The 25,118-nt window shown below is 69.0% G+C and carries 24 protein-coding genes and 1 pseudogene; 14 read left to right on the forward strand and 11 right to left on the reverse strand.

Translation table 11 applies throughout. The annotated features are described in order from the left end of the window. Positions 1 to 1,373: 1,373 nt before the first annotated feature. Positions 1,374 to 2,288, forward strand: coding sequence for a ParA family protein (locus tag V7E09_RS05870; RefSeq protein ID WP_442956847.1), 915 nt, complete (start codon positions 1,374 to 1,376; stop codon positions 2,286 to 2,288). A 19-nt stretch (positions 2,289 to 2,307) separates the two neighbouring features. After that, positions 2,308 to 3,249 (forward strand): ParB/RepB/Spo0J family partition protein, encoded by a 942-nt coding sequence (locus V7E09_RS05875; RefSeq protein ID WP_324511508.1) that lies wholly within the window; start codon positions 2,308 to 2,310, stop codon positions 3,247 to 3,249. Positions 3,250 to 3,876: 627 nt separating this feature from the next. Here the strand turns inward: V7E09_RS05875 and V7E09_RS05880 are convergent. Next, complete coding sequence (locus V7E09_RS05880; protein ID WP_324523149.1) at positions 3,877 to 4,254, reverse strand: VOC family protein; 378 nt, start codon at positions 4,252 to 4,254, stop codon at positions 3,877 to 3,879. A gap of 64 nt (positions 4,255 to 4,318) precedes the next feature. On the opposite strand from V7E09_RS05880, the gene V7E09_RS05885 reads away from it, so the two are divergent. Beyond that, the gene (locus V7E09_RS05885; protein ID WP_324523150.1) at positions 4,319 to 4,792 is read left to right on the forward strand and encodes a MarR family winged helix-turn-helix transcriptional regulator; all 474 of its coding nucleotides are present in this window, start codon (positions 4,319 to 4,321) and stop codon (positions 4,790 to 4,792) included. Here V7E09_RS05885 and V7E09_RS05890 read toward each other — a convergent pair. The 4 genes and pseudogenes from V7E09_RS05890 to V7E09_RS05905 form a co-directional block, all read right to left on the reverse strand. Continuing rightward, a pseudogene (locus tag V7E09_RS05890) lies at positions 4,789 to 5,145 on the reverse strand (DUF3817 domain-containing protein); the annotation flags it as partial. The gene V7E09_RS05885 and the pseudogene V7E09_RS05890 sit on opposite strands and share 4 nt — an antisense overlap. Positions 5,146 to 5,168: 23 nt before the next feature. Next, positions 5,169 to 5,915 carry an SURF1 family protein gene (locus V7E09_RS05895; RefSeq protein WP_324511511.1) on the reverse strand — a complete coding sequence of 249 codons (747 nt, stop codon included), beginning with the start codon at positions 5,913 to 5,915 and terminating at the stop codon, positions 5,169 to 5,171. Then, the gene (locus tag V7E09_RS05900) at positions 5,912 to 6,880 is read right to left on the reverse strand and encodes a D-alanine--D-alanine ligase family protein (RefSeq protein WP_324523151.1); all 969 of its coding nucleotides are present in this window, start codon (positions 6,878 to 6,880) and stop codon (positions 5,912 to 5,914) included. Before V7E09_RS05900 ends, V7E09_RS05895 begins: the two co-directional genes overlap by 4 nt. Positions 6,881 to 6,899: 19 nt before the next feature. Then, positions 6,900 to 8,240 (reverse strand): aminotransferase-like domain-containing protein, encoded by a 1,341-nt coding sequence (locus V7E09_RS05905; RefSeq protein WP_442956848.1) that lies wholly within the window; start codon positions 8,238 to 8,240, stop codon positions 6,900 to 6,902. A 16-nt stretch (positions 8,241 to 8,256) separates the two neighbouring features. Between V7E09_RS05905 and V7E09_RS05910 the strand changes: the two genes are divergently transcribed. Beyond that, positions 8,257 to 8,769, forward strand: a complete 513-nt coding sequence (locus V7E09_RS05910; protein WP_324511514.1) for a hypothetical protein — start codon at positions 8,257 to 8,259, stop codon at positions 8,767 to 8,769. Between the two features lie 64 nt (positions 8,770 to 8,833). On the opposite strand, the gene V7E09_RS05915 is transcribed toward V7E09_RS05910, so the two are convergent. After that, complete coding sequence (locus V7E09_RS05915) at positions 8,834 to 10,117, reverse strand: citrate synthase (protein WP_324511515.1); 1,284 nt, start codon at positions 10,115 to 10,117, stop codon at positions 8,834 to 8,836. A 205-nt stretch (positions 10,118 to 10,322) separates the two neighbouring features. Here V7E09_RS05915 and V7E09_RS05920 point away from each other — a divergent pair, with 205 nt between their 5' ends. Next, positions 10,323 to 10,865 carry a YceI family protein gene (locus V7E09_RS05920; protein ID WP_324511516.1) on the forward strand — a complete coding sequence of 181 codons (543 nt, stop codon included), beginning with the start codon at positions 10,323 to 10,325 and terminating at the stop codon, positions 10,863 to 10,865. Between the two features lie 125 nt (positions 10,866 to 10,990). Here the strand turns inward: V7E09_RS05920 and V7E09_RS05925 are convergent, their stop codons facing one another. Genes V7E09_RS05925 through V7E09_RS05945 form a run of 5 tightly spaced genes read right to left on the reverse strand, consistent with a single transcriptional unit; the run spans position 10,991 to position 16,189 of the window. Then, positions 10,991 to 12,223, reverse strand: a complete 1,233-nt coding sequence (locus V7E09_RS05925) for an ABC transporter permease (RefSeq protein ID WP_324523152.1) — start codon at positions 12,221 to 12,223, stop codon at positions 10,991 to 10,993. Then, positions 12,220 to 13,137, reverse strand: coding sequence for an ABC transporter ATP-binding protein (locus V7E09_RS05930; RefSeq protein ID WP_324511518.1), 918 nt, complete (start codon positions 13,135 to 13,137; stop codon positions 12,220 to 12,222). The genes V7E09_RS05925 and V7E09_RS05930 overlap by 4 nt, the downstream gene beginning before the upstream one ends. A 33-nt stretch (positions 13,138 to 13,170) precedes the next feature. After that, positions 13,171 to 13,998 carry a carbohydrate ABC transporter permease gene (locus tag V7E09_RS05935; RefSeq protein WP_324511519.1) on the reverse strand — a complete coding sequence of 276 codons (828 nt, stop codon included), beginning with the start codon at positions 13,996 to 13,998 and terminating at the stop codon, positions 13,171 to 13,173. Beyond that, complete coding sequence (locus V7E09_RS05940; protein ID WP_324511520.1) at positions 13,995 to 14,912, reverse strand: carbohydrate ABC transporter permease; 918 nt, start codon at positions 14,910 to 14,912, stop codon at positions 13,995 to 13,997. The genes V7E09_RS05935 and V7E09_RS05940 overlap by 4 nt, the downstream gene beginning before the upstream one ends. A gap of 2 nt (positions 14,913 to 14,914) precedes the next feature. After that, on the reverse strand, positions 14,915 to 16,189 hold the full coding sequence (locus V7E09_RS05945; RefSeq protein ID WP_324511521.1) for an ABC transporter substrate-binding protein: 1,275 nt from the start codon (positions 16,187 to 16,189) through the stop codon (positions 14,915 to 14,917). Between the two features lie 458 nt (positions 16,190 to 16,647). On the opposite strand from V7E09_RS05945, the gene V7E09_RS05950 reads away from it, so the two are divergent. The 9 genes from V7E09_RS05950 to V7E09_RS05990 form a co-directional block, all read left to right on the forward strand. Then, on the forward strand, positions 16,648 to 17,157 hold the full coding sequence (locus V7E09_RS05950) for an SAF domain-containing protein (protein ID WP_324523153.1): 510 nt from the start codon (positions 16,648 to 16,650) through the stop codon (positions 17,155 to 17,157). Further along, positions 17,154 to 17,924, forward strand: a complete 771-nt coding sequence (locus V7E09_RS05955; protein ID WP_324511523.1) for a hypothetical protein — start codon at positions 17,154 to 17,156, stop codon at positions 17,922 to 17,924. Before V7E09_RS05950 ends, V7E09_RS05955 begins: the two co-directional genes overlap by 4 nt. 11 nt (positions 17,925 to 17,935) lie before the next feature. Further along, positions 17,936 to 19,330, forward strand: a complete 1,395-nt coding sequence (locus V7E09_RS05960; protein ID WP_442956849.1) for a CpaF family protein — start codon at positions 17,936 to 17,938, stop codon at positions 19,328 to 19,330. Beyond that, positions 19,327 to 20,187, forward strand: a complete 861-nt coding sequence (locus V7E09_RS05965) for a type II secretion system F family protein (protein WP_324511525.1) — start codon at positions 19,327 to 19,329, stop codon at positions 20,185 to 20,187. Before V7E09_RS05960 ends, V7E09_RS05965 begins: the two co-directional genes overlap by 4 nt. Continuing rightward, positions 20,184 to 21,062, forward strand: coding sequence for a type II secretion system F family protein (locus V7E09_RS05970; protein WP_324523154.1), 879 nt, complete (start codon positions 20,184 to 20,186; stop codon positions 21,060 to 21,062). Before V7E09_RS05965 ends, V7E09_RS05970 begins: the two co-directional genes overlap by 4 nt. Positions 21,063 to 21,090: 28 nt before the next feature. Next, entirely contained in the window at positions 21,091 to 21,294 is a 204-nt protein-coding gene (locus V7E09_RS05975; protein ID WP_324511527.1) for a hypothetical protein, read from the forward strand. Then, positions 21,291 to 21,662 (forward strand): TadE/TadG family type IV pilus assembly protein, encoded by a 372-nt coding sequence (locus tag V7E09_RS05980; protein ID WP_324523155.1) that lies wholly within the window; start codon positions 21,291 to 21,293, stop codon positions 21,660 to 21,662. Before V7E09_RS05975 ends, V7E09_RS05980 begins: the two co-directional genes overlap by 4 nt. Then, positions 21,659 to 22,135: a TadE/TadG family type IV pilus assembly protein gene (locus V7E09_RS05985; RefSeq protein WP_324511529.1), complete on the forward strand. Its 477-nt coding sequence runs from the start codon at positions 21,659 to 21,661 to the stop codon at positions 22,133 to 22,135. The genes V7E09_RS05980 and V7E09_RS05985 overlap by 4 nt, the downstream gene beginning before the upstream one ends. After that, on the forward strand, positions 22,132 to 25,118 hold a 2,987-nt coding region (locus V7E09_RS05990; protein WP_324523156.1), incomplete at its 3' end, for a LysM peptidoglycan-binding domain-containing protein. The genes V7E09_RS05985 and V7E09_RS05990, both read left to right, overlap by 4 nt.

A 25,118-nucleotide genomic window follows, 5' to 3' on the forward strand; every position in this document is an offset into this window, starting at 1 on the left:
CGAGGGCTGGCTGCACTACTACAACCACCATCGGCCCCACACGGCCTGTGGGAACCAACCGCCGTTCTCACGATTGATCAACGTTCCCGGTCAGTACATCTAGGTGACGGTGGGCTTGGCCGTGCAGGGGCCCATCGCTCAAGCGCGAAGGGACGAACTGCGATGGGGGGCCGAACTGAGCCCACATCTGGGCCACCACCAGAGTTTGTGGTGGCGTGAGTGAGTGCCCGAGCGTGTGGGGCTCGGATGGACTTTGGTCCTCAGGTGATGCACACCTGCAGTCCTGTGGGTGGCCGGGTGGCCGGGTGGCTGGGAGGCTGGGTGGGTGAGTGGGTCGGTCTGAGGCGGTGGCCGAGTGGGCAGGGGCGGTGGGTGTCAGGAGGCGCGTTCTCGGTGGTGTGGCTTGATGATTGTCGCTCGTGGGCGGTTGTGCTCGCTTCCCGCGTGAGTGTGCGGTCCTTGGATGCGCGGTGGCGTGTGGATCATTGTTTGGCTAGCCGTTCACTGCCCTAAATGGGGAGCTGTGTTGATGGGTGGGGTGCAATGGTGGGCGAGGCGGGTATTGGGATGGAGGCGCACTGTATCTCGGTCTTGGATGGACACAGTTCGTGATGTGGTGAGAGTTGAGGCTCGCTGTGGCGAATCGTTGTGCCGGCGGTCTCGTCGAGGGGGCTCGTTCGTGTTCCGGTGCGGTGAGAATCGGGCGAGATCCTTCTCGAGTGGGGGACTTGCGGTCCGAGGTCGGTTGGTTGCCTGACGGGCCTTACGCGCCCGGATGTCCGTGCGAGGGTCCGGGATGGTCTTGGTGTTGGGTCCGACTGGGTGGCTTGGATGGGTTAGGAGTGGGCGCTCCCATGGCGGGGCCGCCGCTTCCAGGGTCTCGCCCGGCTGCCTCCACCTCCCTCATCGCTCCTCAGTCGTGGTGTTTCACGTGAAACGGCGTGGGTGGGTTGCATCGCAATGCGGCAGAAGCCACCCGTGCTCCAGTGATCGCCACCAGCATGGGCGGCCCGATACGAGGATTCCCAGTTTGGGCGTGGGGAGTGAGCGGGACCGGGTCACCGATGGAACGCCCGACCGGATGGACGGCGCGCGACTGCGGTAAGGCGCAAGCGGCCGGACCGCGGCCAAGGGATTGCCTAGTGTGGGGGATCCAATGACCCCGCGAGCTCAACGCGCGGAGTCACGACGCCAGATGAGAAGCCGGCTCCCCCGGGGACGCGCAGGCGTCGAGGAACTGGACCCTTGGTCGAGGGTTCACCGTGAATCGGACTTCAATATGGTTGACTCCCACTGACACGACTCTGTTGAGGACGAACTGTCAGATCCACAGGGTTAGACTCGCGTGGTAGTCCCGGTGAGGAGTCTCGAACGTGCCCGATCACGCAACGCAGCCCCGCAGGGTCCTCCTGTCACCTGACGACGAGGTTGGCGAGCCCGACGCCCCTGACGATCTTTCCGTCGATGTTTCACGTGAAACAACCCATCTGCCTCATCCGGACAGCCCACGGATCATGGTCGTCGCCAACCAGAAGGGCGGCGTCGGCAAGACCACCACAGCGGTGAATGTTGCTGCCGCCCTGGCGGAGGGAGGCCTGCGTGTCCTGGTGGTGGATGTGGACCCGCAGGGGAATGCCTCCACAGCGCTGAACGTCCCGCACGAGGAGGGGACTGTTGGCACGTACGAGGTTCTCGTCGATCAACTGCCAGTGATCGACGCTGTTGTACGTTGCCCGGAGGTCCCGGGACTCTGGGTGCTGCCCGCCTCGATCGACCTCGCTGGAGCCGAAATCGGACTGGTGGCGGCCGTCTCGCGCGAGACCCGTCTGCGCACCGCTCTCAAGAACTTCTTTGAGGACTACTACGTCGACTACGTCATCATCGACTGCCCCCCCTCGCTGGGACTCCTCACTCTCAACGCGCTCGTCGCCGCGCACGAATTGCTGATCCCCATTCAGTGCGAGTACTACGCCCTCGAAGGGGTCACCCAGCTCCTGCGCACGATCGATCTCGTGAAAGGTCGCCTGAACGATGAACTCACACTCTCGACCGTCCTTCTGACGATGTTCGACGCGCGGACCAACCTGGCCAATCAGGTGGCACAAGAGGTTCGTACTCACTTTGCCCGAGAGACGCTGCAGACGATCATCCCGCGGTCGGTGCGCGTGGCCGAGGCGCCCTCCTTCGGGCAAACGGTCATCACATATCACTACTCGTCCGTGGGAGCCCAGGCCTACGTGCACGCGGCGGAGGAGATCGCCGCGCGTGGGGCGACCCCTACCCTCTGACCACGACAAAGGAGAAGCCATGGCAACACCACGGCAGCGCAGCGGACTCGGGAGAGGGTTGGGTGACCTGATCCGCCCGACAGGCCCGGAAACGCGGGAGGAACCTGCGAGTAGGGAAGGGGCCGATCTGGCCTCAGATCTGGTGTCCGCCCCGGCAGGGTCGTCCTTTGCGGAGATCCCGGTCGCGAGCATCACCACCAACCCCAAGCAGCCTCGACAGTTCTTCGATGAGGACGACCTGGCCGAGCTGGTCGAGTCCATCGAGGAGGTGGGACTACTCCAGCCGATCGTCGTGCGCCCGCTGGGCGACGGCTACGAGCTCGTGATGGGGGAACGGCGGCTCCGTGCGACCAAAGCCGTGGGGCGGGAGACGATTCCCGCGATCGTGCGGGAAACCGCGGATCACGATCTGCTCCGGGACGCACTCCTGGAAAACCTGCATCGGGTGCAGCTCAATCCTCTGGAAGAGGCCGCCGCCTACCAGCAGATGCTGGACGACTTCGGGTGCACGCAGGAGGAACTGGCGGTGCGGATCAAACGATCGCGTCCACAGATCTCGAACACGATCCGCCTCCTGCGGCTCCCTGCGCCGGTTCAGCGCCGGGTCGCGGCGGGCGTGCTGTCCGCAGGCCATGCCCGTGCCCTCCTGACGTTGGCAGACCCGGTCGAGCAGGAGCGCCTGGCGCAGCGGATCGTCGCAGAGGGATTGAGTGTCCGCACGGTGGAGGAGATCATTGCGCTGAGCCAACACGGGCAGGCACCGCGACGCCGCACGTCCACGACTCGCGAGCCGTCGCCACGGGCGTCGGCCCTGACGCAGACCCTGACAGACAGCCTGGATACCCGGGTCAACGTCCACATCGGGCGCAACAAGGGCAGGATCACCATCGAGTTCGCGGGCGAAGAGGACCTTGACCGGATCCTGGTGGTGCTTCGCCAGGGAGTCTCGACAGAACAATAAAGCGACAAATAGTTACATGTCTTTGACGAGACGTCGGCAGTGAGGGCGCCTCGGAGCAGCCGGGACGAACCAGGTGAGACCGTGGACGCGCCTCGGACTGCGGGAACGACTCTGGTGAGAGCGTGGGGAGTACCTCAGGGCGGCCGGGGAGGAGCGTGGTGTGACCGTGGGGGCACCCCCGCCCTGGGCGTATCTCGGGCCCTGGAAGCGCCCGCCAGCCGCAAACGAGACACCGACTCGGCGGGGAACCCCAGAGATCGGGACACACGCACCTACACCGGGGCACGCACCCACACCGGGGCACTCATGGACGACGACACCGCCCACCGAGACACGGCCCTGATGGAGGCGTCTCACCGGACAAGCGGAGCCTCTGGGCTTCGGAACGGACGTCGGGGGGCACCAGTACGCCTCAACCGTGGCGACCGTCACGGTTCCGGGTGTGAGCGCACAGAGCAGTCCGGGTTGGTCGGGGTCACACCACGACAGGGGCGAGCATTCCTCCCTGCGTGACGTCGACAACGCCACGCAGGGGAGCGGATCGCCCGGGCAGGCGGTCCGGCGCCCAACATCCGGTGGATCCCAGCCGGACGCGGGCCCAAGACGCAGCCTGAACGCGTGGCGTCCTCACGCTCGCGAGTGCAGGGTCACGAGATAGCCATCGGGGTCACGGAAGGAGAACTGGGTTCCGAAAGGTCCTTCGAGTGGGCCCTCGACGACCTCGCCGCCAGCTGCGAGGAGACGGGCATGAACGGCCAGGGCGTCCTCCTGGTGGAACCACACCCCGACCCCGTACCCCAGGGGCGTCCCTGCCTCGAGGTCCACGCCGGGCAGCGGGGTGCGCACCGCGAACGAGGATCCTGGCCCGGTGCTGAAGACGGCTGCGGCGGGGTTGGGCGCGGGAAGCCGATGCAGTCCCACCACCTCCTCGTAGAAGCGTGCGGATGCCTCGACGTCGCGCACCTGGAAGGCGACGAAGTCCGGTCCTGCGGTGTGGTTTGTCATGGCAACCTCTTCTCTCATGTGTCAATACTCTGACACTGGCTGCCTTGTGTGTCAAACTACTGACATGGCGTTGATGGAGGAATGGGCGGCGGCCGCCCTGGGAGTCGCCCTCAAAGAGGCCCAGGCGGTTCTTCACCAGCGGATGGACGAGGAGCTTCGCCCCCTCGGACTGACCGTCCCTCAGTTCGCCAGCCTGCAGGCACTGCAGGACACACCGGGCATCACGGGCTCGGAGCTGGCCCGCCGCGCCTTCGTCACCCGACAGTCCATGAACGTCCTCCTCCAAGGCCTGGAGAGGCGTGGTTTGATCGAACGCTCCGATGTGCCTGGTCCTCGGCGAGAACGGGCCACCACCGTGACCCCGGACGCGGAAGCCCTCCTCGCGGCAGGTCGCATCCGCGTCGACGCGGTGACAGCACGCATGACCCGCGAACTCACCGAACAGCAGCAACGCCAGCTGACAGTGATGCTGACAGCATGCCGAGACGCCCTCCTGGAGGAGGCGAGCCCCCCAAGGAACGCCAAACCCGGTGCCTAGAAGGCCATGGGAGCGCCGTCCTCAAGGACGGCCAGACGCCGCTTGACGTCACGGGTCGCGTAGAACTCCGCGACGAAGGACATGAAGGGGACCGTGCCTCCCAAAGCGATCAGGAGAAGCCGACCCCAGGGCCACTTCACCCGACGACCCAGGTCATAGGCCGTGATCAGCAGGACCATGTAGAGCCAGCCGTGCGGGACGCCGGTCGCGACCACGACGGCATCGTTGCCGCCCACGTACTTCAGGGGCATCCCGATGACGACGAGGACGACCAGCAGCACGCCCACGATCCAGGCCATCACGCGGTAGCGCAGCAACGCGCCCTTGATGCCGGGAACATCGTCTGGTTCCAAAGGGGTGTCGTCCATCGACATGCTCATGTGGTCTGCTCCTCCTTCGTCGCCGCGCCGGCCCCCGGATCCGGGCCGAGGACGGCGTCGTCTTGATTGCGCTGCTTGACCCCCAGCGTATGCGCCAGCTTGATCGCCATCCCCAGCGCGAAGGCGGCGAACACCCACCATTGCAGTGCGTAGCCGCTGTTCCGTGCCGAGCCCTCGCCCGAGGGCAGGGACACCGGGGCCTGCTGCATGCCCTGGGCACTGGACTCTTCGGCGTTCAGCGTCACGAAACCCGGGATGAGTTGCTGAGGCCACTTCTGAGCGAGCAGAGGCATCCGGACCGAGCGGAGAGTGCCATCGGGAACGACGCCGTCGGGGTCGCCCTCACCCGGGAGGAAGAGACCGGTCTCCGTCACCACGCCCGTGGGTGGGGCGGCGTACGGCTCGTCGTTCGCGGCCAGACCCCGCACCACCGGGAGGATGCGCCCGTCCGCCAGGGCCACGGCCGTCAGGACCCGGACGCCGTCGCCGGTGGGGATCAGCACCGTCTGCTCGGGAAGGTACTCACCGGTGAAGGTGACCTGCTTGCCGTAGATGTCCCCGACCTCCCCGTCGGAGGCGACATGCTCCGACAGTGGCACGGCCGCCTGTGCGGCGCGATCCTCGACCGACCGATTCCCCTTGTCCACGAACACCTGCATCTGCCACAGACCCAGCACGATCATCACCGCAGCCGCAACCGCGCCCACGCCGACGATCAGGATCTGCTTCAGGCGGGTGTTCATGCAGGCGCATCCTCGGCGGCACCGAAGGACCGCTCCCGGGCCACCTGGACCAAAGCGGCGCAGACGTCGGCGAACCTCGCGCTCGACGCCTCGATCGCCAAGGGCAACAGCGAGGTCTCGGTCATGCCGGGGGCCACGTTGACCTCCAGGAAGTAGGGGACGCCGTCACGCACGATCATGTCGGTGCGCGACAGATCCCGCAGGCCGAGGACCCGATGCGCGACGAGCGCCATCTCGGCGCAGGCGGCGGCAACCTCGGCGTCCAACGGGGCGGGGGACAGGAACCGGGTGGCGCCGGCGGTGTATCGCGCGGTGTAGTCGTAGACACCGGAGCTGGGTCGGATCTCGACGGCGGGCATCGCCACCGGTCCGTCGCCGAGGTCGATCACCGAGACGGCGATCTCGGTGCCCTCGATGAACTCGGCCACGATCGCCACGTCTCCGTAGCTGAACGCCCCGACCACGGCCGCGGGCAGCCCGGCGGCGTCGTCGACCTTGGCGCTGCCGAGCGCCGACCCGCTGCGGGCGGGCTTGACCATCATCGGGAACCCGATCTTGGAGGCCAACGCCCCCACCAGATTCCCAGCCCCCAACTCCCGGAACATGTCCGTGGGAAGCGCTGATTGCGGCGGGGTCCGCAGCCCCGCTTTGGCGACGGTCGGCGTCATCACGGCCTTGTCGAACGCGATCTGGGAGGCGCTCCCGGTGGAGCCGACATAGGCCACGTCGAGGAGGTCGAAGACCTCACGCAACGCCCCGTCCTCGCCTGCGCCACCGTGCAGCACCGGAAAGACGACCGGATCCTCCAGCGCCCGGATCGTGCCGATCAACGACGCGTTGATGTCCGCCTCGACGACGGTGTGGCCGGTCTCCCGCAGTGCCTGCGCCACACGGCGACCGGAGCGCAACGAAACGTCGCGCTCGTGGGAGAGGCCGCCTGCCAGGACGATGACGTTGTTGGACACGATGCTCTCGCTTCCTCGTTCAGCTCAGGTCGGGGGCCGGTCCGCTCACCGGCTTGTGAGGTGTCTCCGTAGCGGGCAGCCCGAACGTCTCGCGCATCTCCAACTCGTCCCGGATGACCTTGCCGAGGCGTCGGGTCCCCTCGTAGATCCGTTCGGCGGTGGGGAAGCAGTACGACAGGCGCATGTTGCGGCTGCCGAAGCCGTCAGCGTAGAAGGCGTTGCCGGGGACGTAGGCGACCCGCTCGTTGACGGCGCGGGCCAGAAGCGCCTGCGAGTCCAGCCCTTCGGGCAGGGTGAGCCACACGAAGAAGCCGCCGGTCGGGTGCGTCCAGGTGGCGGTGGGGGGCATGTGGTCGGCGAGCCCGCGCAGCGTCGCGTCACGACGCTCGCGGTACATCTCCCGGAAGCTGACGATCTGGGCGCGCCAGTCGAAGTTCTCCAGGTAGTTGGCGATCGCGAACTGGCTGAACACCGGGGGCGACAGCACGGCCGCCTCCTGCGCGATGACCAGCCGCTCGCGGACGGCGTGCGGGGCGAGCACCCAGCCGATGCGGAAACCGGGCGCGAAGGTCTTGCTGAAGGAACCCAGATAGATGACCCGGGGGTCCGCGGAGCGCAGTGCCGGGAGCGGCTCGCCGTCGATGGTCAGGAGTCCGTACGGGTTGTCCTCCACGATGAGCAGGTCGAGTTCGTCGGCGACCGCGAGGATGGCCTGGCGGCGCTCGACGGGCTGGGTGATGCCAGTCGGGTTGTTGAAGTTCGGGATGGTGTAGAGGAACTTCACGCGCTTCCCGGCGGCACGCAGCGTCACGACGGCGTCCCGGACCGCCTCGGGAACCAGCCCGTGCTCATCCATCGCGACGTGGTGGATGTCGGCCTGGTATGCGTTGAAGGTGCCCAGGGCACCCACATAGCTGGGCGCCTCACACAGCACGACGTCACCGGGATCGACGAAGATCCGGGTCACCAAGTCGAGGGCCTGCTGGGAGCCGCAGGTGATGACGATGTCGTCCGCGTTGGCGCGAATCTGTTCCTCGGCCATGACGTCGACGATGTGCTCGCGCATGAACAGCTCGCCTTGACCGGAGCCGTATTGCATCGCCTGGATGCCCTTGGTCTGGACGAGCGCGTCGAAGGAGGCGCCGAGGGCGCCGAGCGGCAGGTCGGCGATGTTGGGCATTCCGCCGGCCAGGGAGACCACCTCGGGGCGGTTGGCGACGGAGAAGAGAGCTCGTACGGCAGACACGGTCATGGACGCCGTGCGGTCTGCATACTGGTCGATGTACGGGTCCAGTCGCGTATCGCGGCGGGACGGTTCGAGAGAGCTCACCGTCTCAGTCTCCCACCTGAGTGGGGGCAGTCAAAGGAGGTCGTCGATGAGGTCGCTGGTTGCGTTGGACAGCCGTGACCTTGCCACCGTCGTCTGCCCGTGGTGCGGCAGGGGGGCGCCGAGATCCTCCTTCGGTTTCAAGGTGCTGCGAGACGACGAGGTGGTCGGCATGCTGGCCTGCTCGGCGTCGGAGGAACTGGGCGGCTTCTATCCGGTGTCCTCGGTGGTCATCACCCAGCTGTGGGTCCGCCCCGACGACGTGGGGGAGTTGGTCGGCAGCCAGCTCGTGCAGCGTCTGGCCGCGGTCGTGCTCCCCGGCCGCGTCCGTTACGTCGTGGCAGGAGGGACGCACGGCGCCTCCGACTGCCGGCATCTGCCGTCGGGGTTCCTGGACGCGCTCGGCTTCGTGGAGTCGGTGCCGGGCGTCCAATGGCGGCTGGATCTCCGGCGCACCTCCTGGGTGATGCGGGCTGCCCGTCAGCTTGCTGCGTGGGTGGAGCGGCTGCCTGGCCGCAGGCCGGCCCCGGCCGGACGTTCGATCCGCGAGCGGACCGACTGAGGCGCCCTGGACGTGCGACGGCCCGGGCGAATCGCTCGCCCGGGCCGTCGCTTCGTGAGGTGGATTACCGCTCGCTCATCGGTACGTAGTCGCGGTTGGTGTGGCCGACGTAGATCTGCCGCGGACGGCCGATCTTGGTGGTCGGGTCGGAGACCATCTCGCGCCACTGGGCGATCCAGCCGGGGAGGCGTCCGAGGGCGAACAGCACGGTGAACATCTCCACCGGGAAGCCCATCGCCTGATAGATCAGTCCCGTGTAGAAGTCGACGTTCGGGTACAGCTTGCGCTCGACGAAGTAGTCGTCGGACAGAGCCGCCTCTTCAAGCTCCAGGGCGATGTCGAGGAGTTGATCGGTGCCGCCGCGGGACTTCAGAATCGCATCGGCGTGCTTCTTGATGATGGCTGCGCGGGGATCGTAGTTCTTGTAGATCCGGTGACCGAAGCCCATCAGCTTGGTGTGGTCGGAGCGGTTCTTGACCTTGTTGAGGTAGTCCTGAACGCTCACGCCGTCGTCGCGGATCGAGCGCAGCATCTCCAGCACGGCCTGGTTGGCGCCGCCGTGGAGCGGGCCGGACAAGGCGTGGACGCCCGCGGAGACGGACGCATAGATGTTCGCCTGCGAGCTGCCCACGAGCCGGACGGTCGAGGTCGAACAGTTCTGCTCGTGATCGGCGTGCAGGATCAGCAGCACGTCGAGGGCGCGGGTGATGGCGTCGTCGAACTGGTAGGGCTCGGTCACCGTGCCGAACGACATCCGGATGAAGTTCTCGATGTAGGACAGGCTGTAGTCGGGCCACAGGGTGGGCGAGCCGGTCGAGCTCTTGAACGCGTAGGCGGCCAGCGTCGGCACCTTTGCCATGAGCTGGTGGGTCGCCGCCTCGATCTGGTCAGGCTCGAAGCCGGTGTTGTCGCGCGAGAACGTCGACAGCGCCGTGATGGCCGCGGACAGCACGGGCATCGGGTGTGAGCGGCGCGGGAAGATGCGGAACAGTTCACGCAGGCGCTCGTCGATCACCATGTGACGCGAGATCTTCTCGGTGAAGGTCGCGAGCTCCTCGGCGGTGGGGAGTTCCCCGTACAACACGAGGTAGGAGGTCTCCATGAAGGTCGACTTCTCGGCCAGCTGCTCGATCGGGTAGCCCCGATACTGCAGGACCCCGGCCTCGCCGTCGATGTAGGTGATGGCGGACTTGCAGACCGCGGTGTTGGCGAAGCCGATGTCGAAGGTGGTGTCCCCCGTGGCGGCCAGCAGTTTGCCGATGTCGTAGCCGTCGTTGCCTTGGGTGGCTTGGACGAACGGCAGTTCCAGGTTCTTCTCTCCTGTGACCAGGGTTGCGGGATCCGGCATAGAACTCCTCCTTGAGACCGTGTCGTGGCGCAGTGTTCAGGACCGTGTGCCAGTCAGCGTCACACTACATCGACGATAGAAACAACAACCAACACGAGATCGCTTTAGTTGACAGTTCAACTAAGACTCGTTACGGTGCTGGTGTACCGAAGCGCGGGCGCCTCCTTACTCTGGAAGTGTCCGACCCCGACCAAGGAGAACCACCATGACCCAGCTCAACGAACTCAAGGGAACCTTCACGCTCGACCCGAGCCACAGCGAGATCGGCTTCGTGACCCGCCACGCGATGGTCACCAAGGTCCGCGGCTCCTTCAGCGACTTCACCGGCACCGCCACCGTCGACGGCGCGAACCCGTCGGCGTCCTCCCTCGAGGTCACCATTCAGGCGACGAGCATCTCGACCCGCAGCGCCGACCGCGACAACCACATCCGCTCCGCCGACTTCCTCGACGTCGAGCAGTTCCCCACCATCACCTTCACGGCGACCGGCTTCGCCGTCGCGGGCGACACGGTCACCGTGACCGGCGACCTGACGATTCACGGCGTCACCAAGTCGATCGCGATCCCCTTCGAGTTCACCGGCGAGGCCAAGGATCCCTTCGGCAACACCCGCGTGGGCTTCGAGGGCTCCGCGACCGTCAACCGCTCCGACTTCGGCCTCACCTGGAACGCCGCGCTGGAGACCGGCGGCTTCCTGGTCGCCGACAAGGTCGTCCTCGAGTTCGAGGTCTCGGCCATCAAGGCCTGATCCGCGTCCTGACGCCGACGCGTCCGCGCTACGCCCGAGGGGGCCGGTCATCGAGACCGGCCCCCTCGTGGCGTCGCGGCGCCTCCCACGGCGACTCCCGGCCGGTGACGTCGCGCGTGCGGACGTCAGGCCGCCGCGCGCGGACGGCGCAACGCCGAGAGCCGCAGCCGCGTGTCGTAGGAGATCGACCCGGCCCCGAACAGCCGAACGGCCGCCCACAGCAGCACCCCCGTCGTCGCGTACACGATGACCAGCGCCGCCAGCCCCTCGGGCACGCTCAGCGTCCCGGTCGCATTCCGCATCTGCGTAGCGATCGGTGCCGTCAAGGGGAAATAGGTCACAACCTGCGTGATGAGCGAGTCCGGCTCGCTGGCCACCAGCGGCGTCACGTACAACGGGATGAACATCGCCAGCACCAGCCCGCCGAACGCCGAACTGGCGTCCTTCACGGTCGGGGCCACCGAACCGATCACCACCAGCAGCGCCGTGAACATCCCGAAACCGCCGACGAACAGCAGGGCGGACAACGCGAGCGAACCAGGATCGACCACGATCTCCGACAACCCCAGCGGGGTGCTGGACTCCGAGGTCGCCAGCTGGCCGCCCGTGGTGCCCAGCCAGATCAGCGCCGGGACCAGGAACACCGCAGCCTGCACCAAGCCGGCGACGATTACCGCCGTGATCTTGGCCAGGATCAGCACCCGGGGCCGGATCGTGGTGAGGATCATCTCCGTGACCCGGTTCTCCTTCTCCTCCACCGTGATGTTGAGCATCTGCTGGCCCAGCATCAAGATCGCCGCATAGAGCAGGATCAGGAAGAACGCGGGCATGACCGCCCCGCTCAGCCCGGCGCTGGGACGCCCGTCCTTCCATGTCTCCAGGGTCATCGGGACGCCCCGCGTCAGCTCCACGAGGCGGTCGTCGCCCAAGCGCTGGGCCGCGGAGTCGGAGACGAGCTGCCGGGCCAGCGAATACCACTGATTCGAGTTCAGCAGCCCCTCATCGCGTGCCACGATCCTCACCGGATCGGTGACCGGATCCGCAGGAACCGACACGAAGGCGTCCAAGGTGCCCTGCTGGACGGCGCCCTCTGCGGCGGCCGGATCCGTGGCGGGTGTCCCACCCAGCCTGGTGGCGACGTCGGCGGCGACGATGCCGGACGCGTCGACGTACTGGAAAGACACCCGATCCCCCGCCGACTGGGCCCGGTCCGCGGCCGTGGAGCCGCTGAAGAACGACAACGCGACGATGATCGCCATGAGTGCCGGGACGCTGAGCGTCGTCAGCCAGTAGATCGGCCGCAGCAGCGTGCGGCGCAACTCGAAGGACAGCACCGTGCTGAAGTTGTGGGCGCTCATGCCGCGGCCTCCTCCGGAGCGTGGCCGTAGATGCTCAAGAACACTTGCTCCATGCTCGCGGTGGTGGCGTCGAAGCGGTGCACGGTCACGCCCGCGTCCAGCAGCGTCCTCAGCACCGCCTGATCGTCGGTGCGTTCCTCCAGCGCCAGCTCCGCGTAGTTGCGCTCAGCGGTCACGACGCGCCAGCCCCGTGGCTCCGGGAGCGTCCCGCTGTACTGCAGCCGCACCATGTGCCCGCCGTATGCCTCGCGCACCGACTCGACCGTGCCGTACGCCTCCGCGCGGCCGTCCTTGAGCAGCAGAACCCGATCACAGAGCCGCTCGACCTCCTCCATCTGATGCGTGATCATCACGATGGTCGCCCCGGCGCGACGTTGGTCCTCGACGATGTCGAGCAGTAGCCGGCGGTTGATCGGGTCGAAGCCCTTCGTCGGTTCATCCAAGATGACGATGTCGGGGCTGTTCATCACCGTGACGCCGACCTGCACCTTCTGCTGTTGGCCTCCCGACAGCTTGTCCAGCCGGACGCGGGCGTGGCTCTCCAGGCCGACGCGGCGCAGGAACTCCAGCGACCACACGGCCGCCGCCGTGCGCGTCATGCCCTTGAGTTGACCGAAGTAGGTCATCACGTCGATGACTCTCTCCTTGCGGTACAGGCCACGCTCCTCGGGCAGATACCCCAGTGGCCCGCTCGTGGCCGGATCGAATCGCGCCCGGTTGACCAGCAACTCGCCGCTGGTCGGGGTGTAGATGCCCAGCAAGGCCCGCAGCGTCGTCGTCTTGCCCGAGCCGTTGCTGCCGAGAAGCCCGAACGTCTCCCCGCGGGACACCTCGAAGCTCAGGTCGTCCACGACGCGGTTCGCCCCGAACGTCATGGAGAAGTTCCGGACCTCGATCACGGGAGGGCTCGTCATGGCGTCCATCCAAGCACGCGACCCGGCAGCGCCTCAGCGCAGACCGGAGGCCTCGACCCCCTGCACGAGCCAGCGCTGTAGGAACAGGAACACCAGCAGCACGGGAACCACGCCGATCAGGGCGCCGGTGAACATCTCCGGGTAGCGGGTTCCCTGGCTGGTCATGAACTGGCTCAGCACCACCTGGATGGTGCGCAACTGCGGATCCTGGGCGATGAGCAGCGGCCACAGGAACGCGTTCCAGGCGCCGATGAAGGTGATGGTGCCGACAGCAGCGATGCTGCCCCCGGCGTTCGGGACGACGATCCGCCACAGCGTCGTCCAGGTGTTGGCCCCGTCGAGGGCGGCCGCCTCCTCCAGTTCCGGAGGGAAGTCCACGAACCCTTGTCGGAACAGGAAGGTGGCGAAGGCGGAGAAGATCACCGGGACGATCAGCCCGCGATAGCTGCTGATCCAGCCCAGCGAGCTCACCATGACGAAGGTGGGGATGAATGTCACCATCGCGGGCACCATCAGCGTGAACACCGTCATCCCGAGCACCACCCGGGACGCCGTGGTGCTCCAGCGGGCCAGCGCGTACCCGGCCATCAGGGAGATGACCACGGTGGCGGCCGTCTGGACGGTCGCGACGATCAGCGAGGTAGCCAGTGCGGGCAGGATCCCCAGGCTGGGGTTGCCCAGCACCTGGGCCAGCGTCCCGCCGCCCACGGCGTCCGGCCACCAACGCCACGCCGGCGCGACGACGGCCTGCTGGGTGGAGAACGCGTTGCGGGCGATCACGTAGAACGGCACCAGGAAGGCCACGGCCAGCAGCGAGGCAGCGAGGTAGGCGCCGACGCGGGGACGCGATCGCCGGTTCATCGCCGGGCTCCGATCCCCAGCAGCCGGTTCTGCAGGAAGGAGAACACGAGGATCACCAACGTCACGATCATGGTCCCGGCCGACCCGATGCCGAGGTCCTGGCTGCCCGAACCGAACGTGACCAGGTACAGGTACACCAGCGGGGGGCGGGCGTAGGGCGGGTATCCGCTGGCGGTGCTGAGGGTGTTGTAGAACTCGTCGAACGCCTGGAAGGCGTTGAAGGCCAGCAGCATCGACACCGCCACAGAAGTGGGCCGCAGCAGCGGCCAGGTGACGTGGCGGAACCGGTTCCAGGCCCCGGCGCCGTCCAGTTCGGCCGCCTCATACAGCACCGGGTCGATCCGGTTGAGCCCGGCGATGAACACGATCATGTAGAAGCCGACCTGCAGCCACAGCCGCAGGCTCACCAGCACGGCCCAGTACCAGGTGTTCTCTCCGCCGAGCCAGTTGATCGGCGCGATCCCGAACGCGCCCAGCACGGTGTTGGCCAGTCCGAACCGGGCACCGTTGAAGAACGACATCCGCCAGACCATGGCGGCGATGACGTAGCTGACGGCGGTCGGTAGGAAGAACACCGACCGGAAGAACGCCCGTGCGACCGTGATGCGTTGCAGCAGCAGGGCCAGCGCCAGGGAACAGGCGAAGGTCAAGGGGACGATGATCACCGCGAACACCACGAACGTGCCCAGCGAGTCCAGGAAGAGGCGATCGCTGAGCAGATAGGCGTAGTTGTCCAGGCCGACGAAGGCCGTCGGGGTCACGGTGTTGCGGGCGTCGAACAGCGACAGCCACAGGCTCCACAGCATCGGGACGTAGACGAAGACCACGAGTCCGGCGAGGAAAGGGGCGACGAGCACCCAGAACCAGCGCCGGTTGCTGCGGGTCAGGGACGAGCCCGCGGCGCGGCCGCGCATCCTCAGGCGTTGACGCGGGCGAGTTCGGCGTTCACCTTCGTGGCGGCGGCGCCGAACTCGGCGGCCGGGTCGGCGCCGTTCTTCACCACGTTCGACAGTGCTGCCGCGTAGGCGTCCCCAGACCCCGACGTCCAGAACAGCGCGTTCGCGCGGCCGAAGTCGGTGACGAAGGATGCCGCGTCCTTGCCCGCGCCGTCGGCGACCTTCGTCGCACGCGGCAGCAGGGCGGGCTTGGCCGGCAGGTGGACCCCGAAGGAGTTGCTGAACTCGACCTGCCGGTCGTCGGAGTCGACCCAGAGCCACTTCACGAAGTTCTTCGCGACGGTGAGGTGGGGGCTCTGAGCGGACACGCAGGCGCTGTACGCCCCGAACGGGACGACTTTCGTTCCCGTGGTGCCGGAGGCCGGGAAGGGCAGCACGCCGACGTCATCGCCGTGCGCGGCCAGCACTTTCGTCAGGTCCCACAAGCCACCCCACTGCATCGCGGTCTCGCCGTTGATGAAGGGGGAGGCGTCTGACCAGTCGGCGGAGGCGGACTTGACCATGCCGGGGGAGTCGAACAGCGTCTTGTACTGGGCGACGCAGGAGTACAGGGCGGGGTCGTTGAAGGTCGCCGCAGTGTTGGTGGCGTTGATCTCGGACAGCCCAGCCGCCCAGATCAGCAGCAGCCCCAAGACGCCGACGCCCCCGTCCTGGCCGGCGAAGAAGCCACCCATCTCGGGGGTCGCGACGCTGTTGGCGACGTGCGTGAGCTCCTCCAGCGTCGCCGGGGGCTGCAGGTTCTTGGCCGCCAGAGCCGACTTGCGGTAGTAGAGGAGCTGCATGTCGACCGTCTGCGGGACGGCCCAGATCTTGTCCTGGTAGGTCATCCGGGCGAGCACCGTCGGGGTGAACTGGGATCGGGCGGTGCCGACGGCGTCGGTGACATCGGCGACCTGACCAGCCTTGATCATGTCGAGGGTGGGGCCGTTGGCGTACTCGAACACGTCGGGGGCGGTCGGCGTGAGCAGGGCGGCGGCCAGGGCCTTCTCGTAGTCGGCCGGCACGACGGTCACGTCGACGGTGGCGCTGGGGTAGTCGGCCGCCCATTGCTTCAGGGTTTCCTCGACGCCCTCCTCGCCGTACTTGTGGTACCAGCTGGCGATCGTCGGCTGAGCCCCGGAGGCGCCTGCGGTGGGGGCGGCGCTGCGGCCGGTGTTGGAGCCGCAGGCGGTCAGGGCCGCCGTTGCGGTGAGGCCGCCACCGACGGTGAACAGGGTGCGTCGCGAGAGTGCCATGCGGGTGAGCATAGTTTCCGGGAACTGGTTGACGCGAGCGGTATCGAGGTGTGTCCGCCGATCGTGTCGCGGCTGCCCACGGTAGAAACCGGAACGGTGGACCCGGCCCCCACCGCCGAGAGAGGCGCATGACACGTCGACGAGGCGATCCCGCGTCCCATCACCCTGCTGACCACGGGGAACGACGTCGCGATGGCGGCCCGTCATGCCGCGTTCGTTGTCCACAGGCAGTAGGGGTTTGTGGGGGATTGTCCACAACGAGGGTGAGGAGGAGTGGCGGGTGAAGTTGTCGTTTCCCTAGAGTCAGGCGTGTTCACCCCAGGACGACAACGAGGACCACCCCCATGGCGACTCCCGATACCCCACACGCGCGACCCCTGATGCGGCTTCGACGCAGTCCAGCGTGGCTTGCTCTTGGCATCGTCGCGGTGTGCCTCGGTGGTCTGGTATCCGCATTTGTGTACCTCAATGCCGTTGATTCGACGCCGGTTCTCCGGGTCAATCGCACGATTTATCGCGGCGAAATCCTGGCCGCCGCCGATTTTGCGGTGGTGCAGGTCGGCTCGGGTCTTGATGTGCGCGCGGTGGCCGATTCCCGGATCGGGGAAGTCCTCGGCAAGGCGGCGATCACCGACATCCCCGCCGGAGGGCTGCTCGTCGACGGCAGCTGGGCCGAGGCGAGCCAACCCGTGGGCATGGCTCGCGTGGGCGTCCGGCTGGCCCAGGGGCGCTTCCCCGCAGGAGACCTGCGTCCGGGCACGCCCCTGAGCGTGGTGGCACTGGCCGACTCCGGGGCCGAGGGGGCGTTGCCGGGCACGGTCGCAGCCACGCTGGTCGCGGCACCGGTGGCCCAGCCCGATGGGTCCCTGGTCTTCGACCTCTTCGTCCCCTCCGATCAGGCCGAGACGGTGGCGCGTCTGGCCGCGGGGGAGCGCGTCTCGCTCATTCAACAGGGGAGCCCCCGGTGAGCACGGTGGTGCTCGCGAGCGCGAGCGGCGCCCCCGGCACGACGACCACCGCCCTCGGGTTGGCCCTGACGTGGCCGACGGCGTCGGTGTTGGTGGACGCCGACCGGGCCGCCGCGCAGACGGTCCTCGCCGGCTACCTGCACGGCCGGGCGGCCGGCGTCGGCCTGGAATCGGTGCTGCAGGCGCACCGCGAGCGCAACCCCCTGCTCGACACGCTGGCGGCCACGGCACGGCCGCTGCCGCCACTGCCCGGCGACGAGACGCCCCGTGCTCTCATCTCCGGGTTCACGCACCTGGGCGCTATCGACCTGTTCGAACCCGTGTGGCCGCCCTTGCTGGCGGCCTTCGAGACGGGAACAGAAGCCGACGTCATCGTGGACGCCGGCCGCACCGGGCATCGCGGGCTTCCCGACACACTCGTACGCGAGGCCGACCTGGTGGCGCTGGTCTGCCGCACCTCGCTGATCGCGCTGGCCGGGTTGCGGCTACACCTGGCGCCGCTCGTGGCCGCGTCCAAACTGGGTGCCACGGGCCTGATCCTGGTCGGACCCGGGCGACCCTACGCCGCCGCGGAGGTGGCCGACCAGTTCGGCGTCCCGGTGCTGGCGGAGATCGGGTGGGATCCAGCGGCCGCCGAGGAACTCCATGCCGGGCACGATCGGCTCGGCCGGCGCTGGCCCCGGTCGCCCCTGGCGGTCAGCCTCGGGCGGGCGTCCGAGGCGCTGCACGGGCGCCTCGCCCGGCGCGAGCGGGAGGTTGCCTCGTGACCGACTCGCCGATGCGCCGCCTGGCCGACGTCCCGCTGTTGCAGGAGGTTCCCGACTTCAGCGTCGATGTGCCCAACGCCCGCCGGATCACCGCCGCGCCCCTCCACGACGAGGTCGACTGGAGCCTGGTCGTCACGCTGCGCAGGCAGGCCTCCGACGAGGTGGCGGGCGCTGCCCAGGCCCACGTGGAACGCACGGGCATGCCGCTGGGGGACGCCGATCGGCGGCTGATGGCGCGGTCGGTGCTGCGGCAGGTTGTCCGCGAGCACGCCGAGGAACGCAGCCAGCTCGGGGATCTGTGGACGGTGGACCGGGAGCAGCGGTACACCGCCGCGCTGGAGGACGCGATCTTCGGCTTCGGCCGGATGCAGCCGCTGTTCACGCTGCCTGACGCGGAGAATATCGAGATCCACGGATACGACAGCGTCGTCGCACAATACGGTGACGGTCACCGCGAGGTCCTGCCACCGGTGGCCGACAGCGACGAAGAGCTGGTCGAGGCCGTCCGCTTCCTGGGTGAATCGGTCACACCACCGCGTCCCTTCGATGACGCTCATCCCACCATGACGCTGGCACTGGGCGACTCGCACCGACTGCACGCCATCGGCTTCGGCCTGTCCTACCGCCCCTCCATCACGATCCGGCAGCACAACCTCACCACGGTCACCCTCGCCGACCTCGTGGACGGCCAGATGATGCCCGACGAACTGGGTCAACTGCTCCACGCGGCTGTCCTGGGTCGCAAGTCGCTGGTGATCGCCGGGGATCAAGGGGCAGGCAAGACGACGCTGCTGCGCGCCCTGATCGCGTCCATCCCCGAGAATGAGCGCTTCGGCACCCTGGAAACGGACTATGAGCTCCTCACCCACCTCCAGCCCGGACGCCGCAACATCCTCGCGCTACAGGCGCGCGTGGGCCTGGGAGAGGTGGCGGACGGCCGTCAGGTCGGGGAGTTCACCGTCGCCGAACTCATCCCCGAGGCCTTACGCCAGAACCTCTCCCGGCTGATTGTCGGCGAGGTTCGTGGCGCGGAGGCGGGTGCGATGTTCGAAGCGATGCAGTCGGGTGCCGGCACCATGAGCACGACCCACTCCCATTCGGCGGAGTCGACCATTGATCGCCTAGCCGCCCGCGTCGCCCAGGGCGGCGTCATCACCATGCGCGAGGCCTACCGTCAGGTCGCCCACCACGTTGCCCTCATCGTCTATGTCCGACTTCAAGACGACACGTGGCGCGGCGGTGTCCGGACCCGGGCCGTGGCCGAGGTGGTCGCGCTGACGGGGGCACTCGAGAACGACCGCCCCGTCACCCACCTCGTGTACCGGGCCGACGACCCCGGCCTGCGTCCCGAGTCTCGGCTGTGGGCAGACCTGGAGCCGTTCTGGGCGGATTGGCGGGCCCGATGATCGCCCTGGGTGTCCTGGCCGCATGCCTCGCGGTGGCAGGGGCGGTGCTCCTCGCGGCGGTCGCCGCCGGGGTCGTGACGCAGCGGCCAGCGGGGCACGCGTCCACAGGTCTGTGGACAAAGACTGTGGACAACCTCCGCTCCGTCCCGCGCCGCACCTGGGTCTTTGTGCTGGTGGCCTTCGGGTTGGCGATCGGCGTCACCCTGTGGACCGGCTGGCCGGTCATGCTGCTCGTCGTTCCCGTGGCGGTCATCGGCATCCCCGAACTGCTGCGTGCCCCGCCCGCGCACGACATCGCGTTGCTGGAATCGCTGGATCGCTGGGTTCGCGGTCTGGCCGCCACCATGGGCGCCGGGCGCTCGATCACCGATGCCGTCCGTGCGAGCGCGCGCACCGCACCCGACGTCCTGCGCGAGCCGCTGCTCCGGCTGGTGCAACGACTCGACGACCGCTGGCCCGCCCCGACCGCCCTGCTGCGTTTGGCCGACGAACTGGACTCCGCGGACGCCGACGCGGTGGTGGCCAGTCTCGTCCTGGCGGCCCAACGCGGCGGACACGGGGCGGTCGCGACCCTGGCGGCACTGGCCGACTCGATCCAGGAGCGGCTCAAGGTGATGCGTGAGATCGAGGCCGAGCGCGCCAAGCCCCGCTACGTCGTCCGGCAGGTGACTCTGATCACCTTGGTCGTCCTGGGTGCGGCGGTGCTCTTCGGCCGGGACTTCTTCCGGCCCTACGGGACGCCCATCGGGCAGGCGGTGCTGATCGGGCTCGTGGTCTTGTACGCCGGTTCGCTGCTGCGGCTCAAGCGGATGACCGTAGCCCGGCAGCGTGCCCGGATTCTGCGGAGCCACTCGTGAGCGCCCTCATCGCGGTGCTGCCCGGCGCCCTGATCGCCCTGGGGGCCGTGCTGGGCGTCCTGGCGTTCCGCCCGCAACACGCCAGGCTGGCGGACGCCCTGGGGGCGCTCGACCCGGCTCCCGAGCAAGCACCGGCAGCACGGGTCGAGGGACTCGAGCGTACCGGCGCCTGGTGGATTCGCGTCCGCCGCGTTGTCGCCGACCCTGTTCGCGAACGCCAACTGGTGCTGAGTGGCCGCTCGCTCACCGCCCACTACACGGCGAAGGTGGTCGGGGCCGTCGTCGGCCTGTTGGCGCCCATGCTGGTCGGGTCGTTGCTGTGGCTGCTGTTCGACTCGACGCCGGCACTCCCCGTACTCCTGGCCCCGGTGGGGGCCGTCGTCGGGTACCTGCTGCCCGACCTGGCGCTGCGCCGAGCGGGCCGGGCGATCAGCGACGACGCGAGCGAGGCCCTGTTGACCTACTTCGACCTGGTCACGCTCGAACGCCTGGCCAACCGTTCGGCCATCCAGTCCCTGCATGCGGCTGCGGAACTGTCCGACGCCCCGCTGTTCCGCTCGATCCGGCTCGTCTTGGATCGCGCCCGGCTGGAGCAGCGCTCGCCGTACGCCGACCTGACCCGGCTGGCGCGTGACCTGGAACTCCCCGCGCTCGCTGACCTCGCCGACGTGATGCGTCTCGATGAGGCGGGCGCCTCGCTGGCCCGCACGCTGCGTGCCCGGGTCCGGGAGCTCCGCGACGCCCACCTCACCTCGGCGAAAGTGGCCGCCACCCAACTGTCCGAACGGATGACCGTCTGGATGGTCCTGCCGAGCCTCGTGCTCGGGCTGTTCTTCCTCGTACCCCCGCTGCTCACCCTGGCGACCAGCGGTTGACCTCCATCCACCCCTCAAGGAGACCACGATGACCCTGCCCCTCTACCACCTCCTCAGCCTGGCTCTGCTGGTGACCCGAGCTCCCGCGACCACCCCCGCGCGGGACGAGCGCGGGGTCTCCCAATCCACCGAACAGGCGATCCTGCTGGCGTGTGCCGCCGCCGTCGCGCTGGCGATCGTGGGCGTGGTCACGGCGCTGGTGCACAACAAGCTCGCCACCATCCCGGGATGACCAGGCACGACGAGCGGGGCATCACCGACTCGATGCAGTGGGCGATCCTGCTGCCGGTGATCCTGCTCACCGTCTTCGGCATCCTGCAGGTGGGCCTGTGGGCGCACGGCCGCACCGTCGCCACCCATGCAGCCGTGACCGGTGCTGAGCGTGGCGCCCTGGCCGACGCTCCCGCCGGCGACGGGCCCGAAGCCGCCCGTCGTGTGGCCGCCGCCGGTGGCCTCGTCGGCGTGGAGGTGACGCTCACGGCCAGCCCCGAGTCGGTCACCGTGACCGTGCGCGGCTCGATGCCGACGTTCGTCGACCTTGGCCAGACCGCCGTCAGCGAGCAGGCGACCAGGCCCAAGGAACGGGTGACGCAGCCATGATCCCGATGCGCCGCGGTGCGGCGTCCCCTCGTCCGCTCGCGAGGCTGGCCCGGGCGAGCGAGCGGGGTGCGGCGGCGGTGGAGTTCGTGATCATGGTGCCGGCGTTGCTCCTGATGGCCGGGCTCATGCTGTTCGCCGGACGCCTCGCCAACGCTCAGATCGCCGTGCAGCAGTGGGCCGACTCGGCCGCCAGGACGGCCTCCTTGGCCCGGGACGCGGGCACGGCGCAGGCGCAGGCACACGGAGTCGTCACGGGCGATGCCCGGGCATCGGGGGTGCGGTGTCAGCCGTCGTGGACGCTGCGCCTGGACGTCTCCGCGTTCACCGCACCGCTCGGGGCCCCGGGGAAGATCCGAGCGGCCGTCACCTGCCAGGTTCCGGTGGGTGACCTGCTGCTGCCCGGCCTCCCCGGCGGCGTGTCACTGTCCGCCGAGTCCTCCTCCACGCTCGACCGCTACCGAGGGAAACGATGATGATGCGTCGGCTCCTGGCCATCGCCAGCCTGCTCCTGCTCGCCGTGGGCCCGCCTCTGGCCCTGCTGCGCGTCGGCGTCACCGACGTCTCCGCGATCGGCCTGTGGAGCCTGTCCGATGTGCGCCCCGTACTCGTCGCGCTGACCGCAGCCGCCTGGGCTGCCTGGGCCTGGTGGACGTGTGCACTCGTGGTCGAGGTGGTCATCAGCCTGTCCGGCTGGCGTCCCCGCTTCCGATTGGTCGGATTCGGCATGCCCCGTGCCCTCGCGGCAGGACTCCTGGCGATCGCGTTCGCCTCCGTCCAGACCCCGGCTCACGCCGCCCCGACGCCCGTGGCCGTCGTGGCCACGGACGCGGCACCCACGGCTCCCACGGTCGAAGCGTTGCGAGCCACCCCCACGGACGCATCCGCCACCGGCGCGACAGTGCTGCACCGTGTGGCGGCGGGCGACGACCTGTGGAGCCTCGCGGAGCACTATTACGGCGAAGGCACGCAATGGCGGCAGATCGCAGCGGCCAACGCCGCCCTGGGCGCGGACCCCCTCGCGGCGCTGGTGGCCGGCACCGACCTCGCGATCCCCGATCCGGTCACCCTCGTGACGGTGCAGCGCGGGGACACTCTCTCCAAACTGGCGCTGCGGCATCTGGGCGACGCGGATCGATGGCCGGAGATCCAGGTGCTGAACCAGGGTCGGATCGCCGACCCGGATGAGATCGACATCGGCTGGGTGCTGCGCCTTCCGTGGACGGCGCAGGCCGACGCGTCCCCGGCCCCGCACGGTCCCGCAACCCCCGAGGCGTCGAGCGGGTCCGCCACCGGGGCGGACGCGGGCGCGCTGGCGACACCCGGCGCAACCCCGGGGTCATCGCACGGTCGCGGGACGGTCGCCCCGGGCGACGGCGACCTGGGAACGCCGGAGCAGCACGATTCACCTCTAGGACCGAACGGGCAGCGCGTCCCCATCCCTGAGGTTCCGGAGCAGTCGCCGGCGCGCGGGACCCTTTCCCCGCCGACGCAGGCCCCTGCGGGAGGCTCCACCGTCGTCGCGCCAGACGCCCTGCCAGCCTCGGCTCTGGCCGGGGGCCTGACCGCGCTCTCGGCGGCCGCGGTGCTGGGCGGCGTGGGGGTGGCGCGCCGCGTGCAGCGGCAGTCGCGGCCGGTCGGTCGCCGCTTCGTGCAGCCCGGAGAGGACCTGGCTCGCTACGCGACCGCGCTGAGCCAAGTGGCGACGGTGGCCGCCGACGACGACCCGGAGCCCTCACCGGCGCGGCCAGAGTTGCTGACCCGCGCCCTGCGGCGCATCGCTGCCCACTGGCGTGAGGTCCCCGAAAGCGTCGGCGCGCTCGCGTCGGCGAGGTTGGACGAGACCGGAGTCAGCTTCGAGTTCGTCGATGCGCCCACGTCGGCGCCCGCCGGGTTCGTCCACCTCGGCAACGCGCTCGCGATCTCCTACGCCGCGCTGGCGGAGCGTCCGCAGGAGGACGGCCCGGTCGCCTTCCCCGCGCTGGTCACGCTGGGCCGCGACGACATGGGAGGCGAGATCATGCTCGACGCGTTGGAATCGGGGGTCCTCGGGGTCGCGTGCGAGGCCGGCCAGGGCCGTCGGGAGGTGCTCTCCGCGCTGCTCATCCAACTCAGCTGCGCCCCGTGGGCGGAGGAGGTCGACCTGCACCTCGTCACCGGTGACGACGACTTCGTCAAAGCGTGCGGTGCCGAGCGGATCACCGCGCACCACGACCTCCCGACCGCACTGTCCCTGCTCGACGGGGTCGCCGCAGCCAGGGCCGCAGCAGCCGACTCCCGGCCCTGGCGGGAACGGCGCCTCGACGCCGACCTGGCCGGTGCCTGGGCGCCCCAGGTGTGGTTGTTCGAGCGCCCCCTCGCCGAACTGGAACTCTGTCGGCTGCGAGCGGCCGTCGACGACCGGGCCGACGGCCTGGCCGCCGTGCTCGGCCTGGAGTCCGCCGCCCACGACGCCGACTGGCGCCTCGACTGGGATCCCGCCGTCTCCACCGCGCAGGGCCGGGAGGCGTCGGCGGAGGCCGCCCCGGCGACGGCGAGCATCCGCGTCGGACCGACGACGGTCACGCCGCAGACCGTCCCCGACGACACGCGCGCTGCCATCACCGGGCTGTTCGCACTCGCCACCACAGCCGACACCGAGCCCGCGCCCTGGTGGCGGGAAGGGGAACCCATGTACATCGTGTCGCTCCGCCCCGGCGGCGACGGCGCCCGCAAACAGGCCGCCGTCCGCTGGGGCACCCGGGCCCCCGAAGGTGCTGAGGAGGCGGCACCGGGGGATCACCCACGGCTCCACCTGCTCGGCCCGATCGACCTCACCGGATGCGCGGGCCAGCCGCCCGCCCGGGCGGCGCGTCAGTGCATCGAATACTGCGCCTGGCTCCACCTCCACCCAGGAGCCTCCCCACAGGAAATGGGCCGCTCACTGCTGGTCGCGGAGGGGACGCGGCGCTCCAACATGAGCCGACTGCGGACGTGGCTCGGCTCCGGACGCGACGGCGACCTGTTCCTCCCCGACGCCTACTCCGGACGCATCCAACTCTCCGACGAGGTCACCTCGGACTGGGGAGACCTGCTCGTGCTCACCGCGCCCGGCATCAACGGACTCGGGCTGGAGCATCTGCTCGCCGCGCTGCGCCTGGTGCGCGGCGCGCCGCTGGCCGACGCGGCTCCCGGGCAGTGGGGCTGGGCCGAGGAACTACGCGCCGACGCGGGTGCCCTCATCCGCGACCTCGGCGTCCTCGCCGCCCGAGAGGCCCTTGACCTCGGCGACGTCGAAACGGCCCGCTGGGCAGCAAGTCGCGCCTTGGTGGCGGCCCCCGACGATGAACTGCTCATGGTCGAACGGATCAGGACCGAACGCCAGGCCGGACGCGACGACGACGTGCGGCGGCTCGTGCAAGGCGTCTCCCGCACCGCGCGGGCGCTCGGCACCGACCTCCTGCCCGCGACCGTCGACGC

Origin of the sequence: Propioniciclava sp. (assembly GCF_036744435.1) — a bacterium.
Taxonomy (GTDB): Bacteria; Actinomycetota; Actinomycetes; order Propionibacteriales; family Propionibacteriaceae; genus Propioniciclava.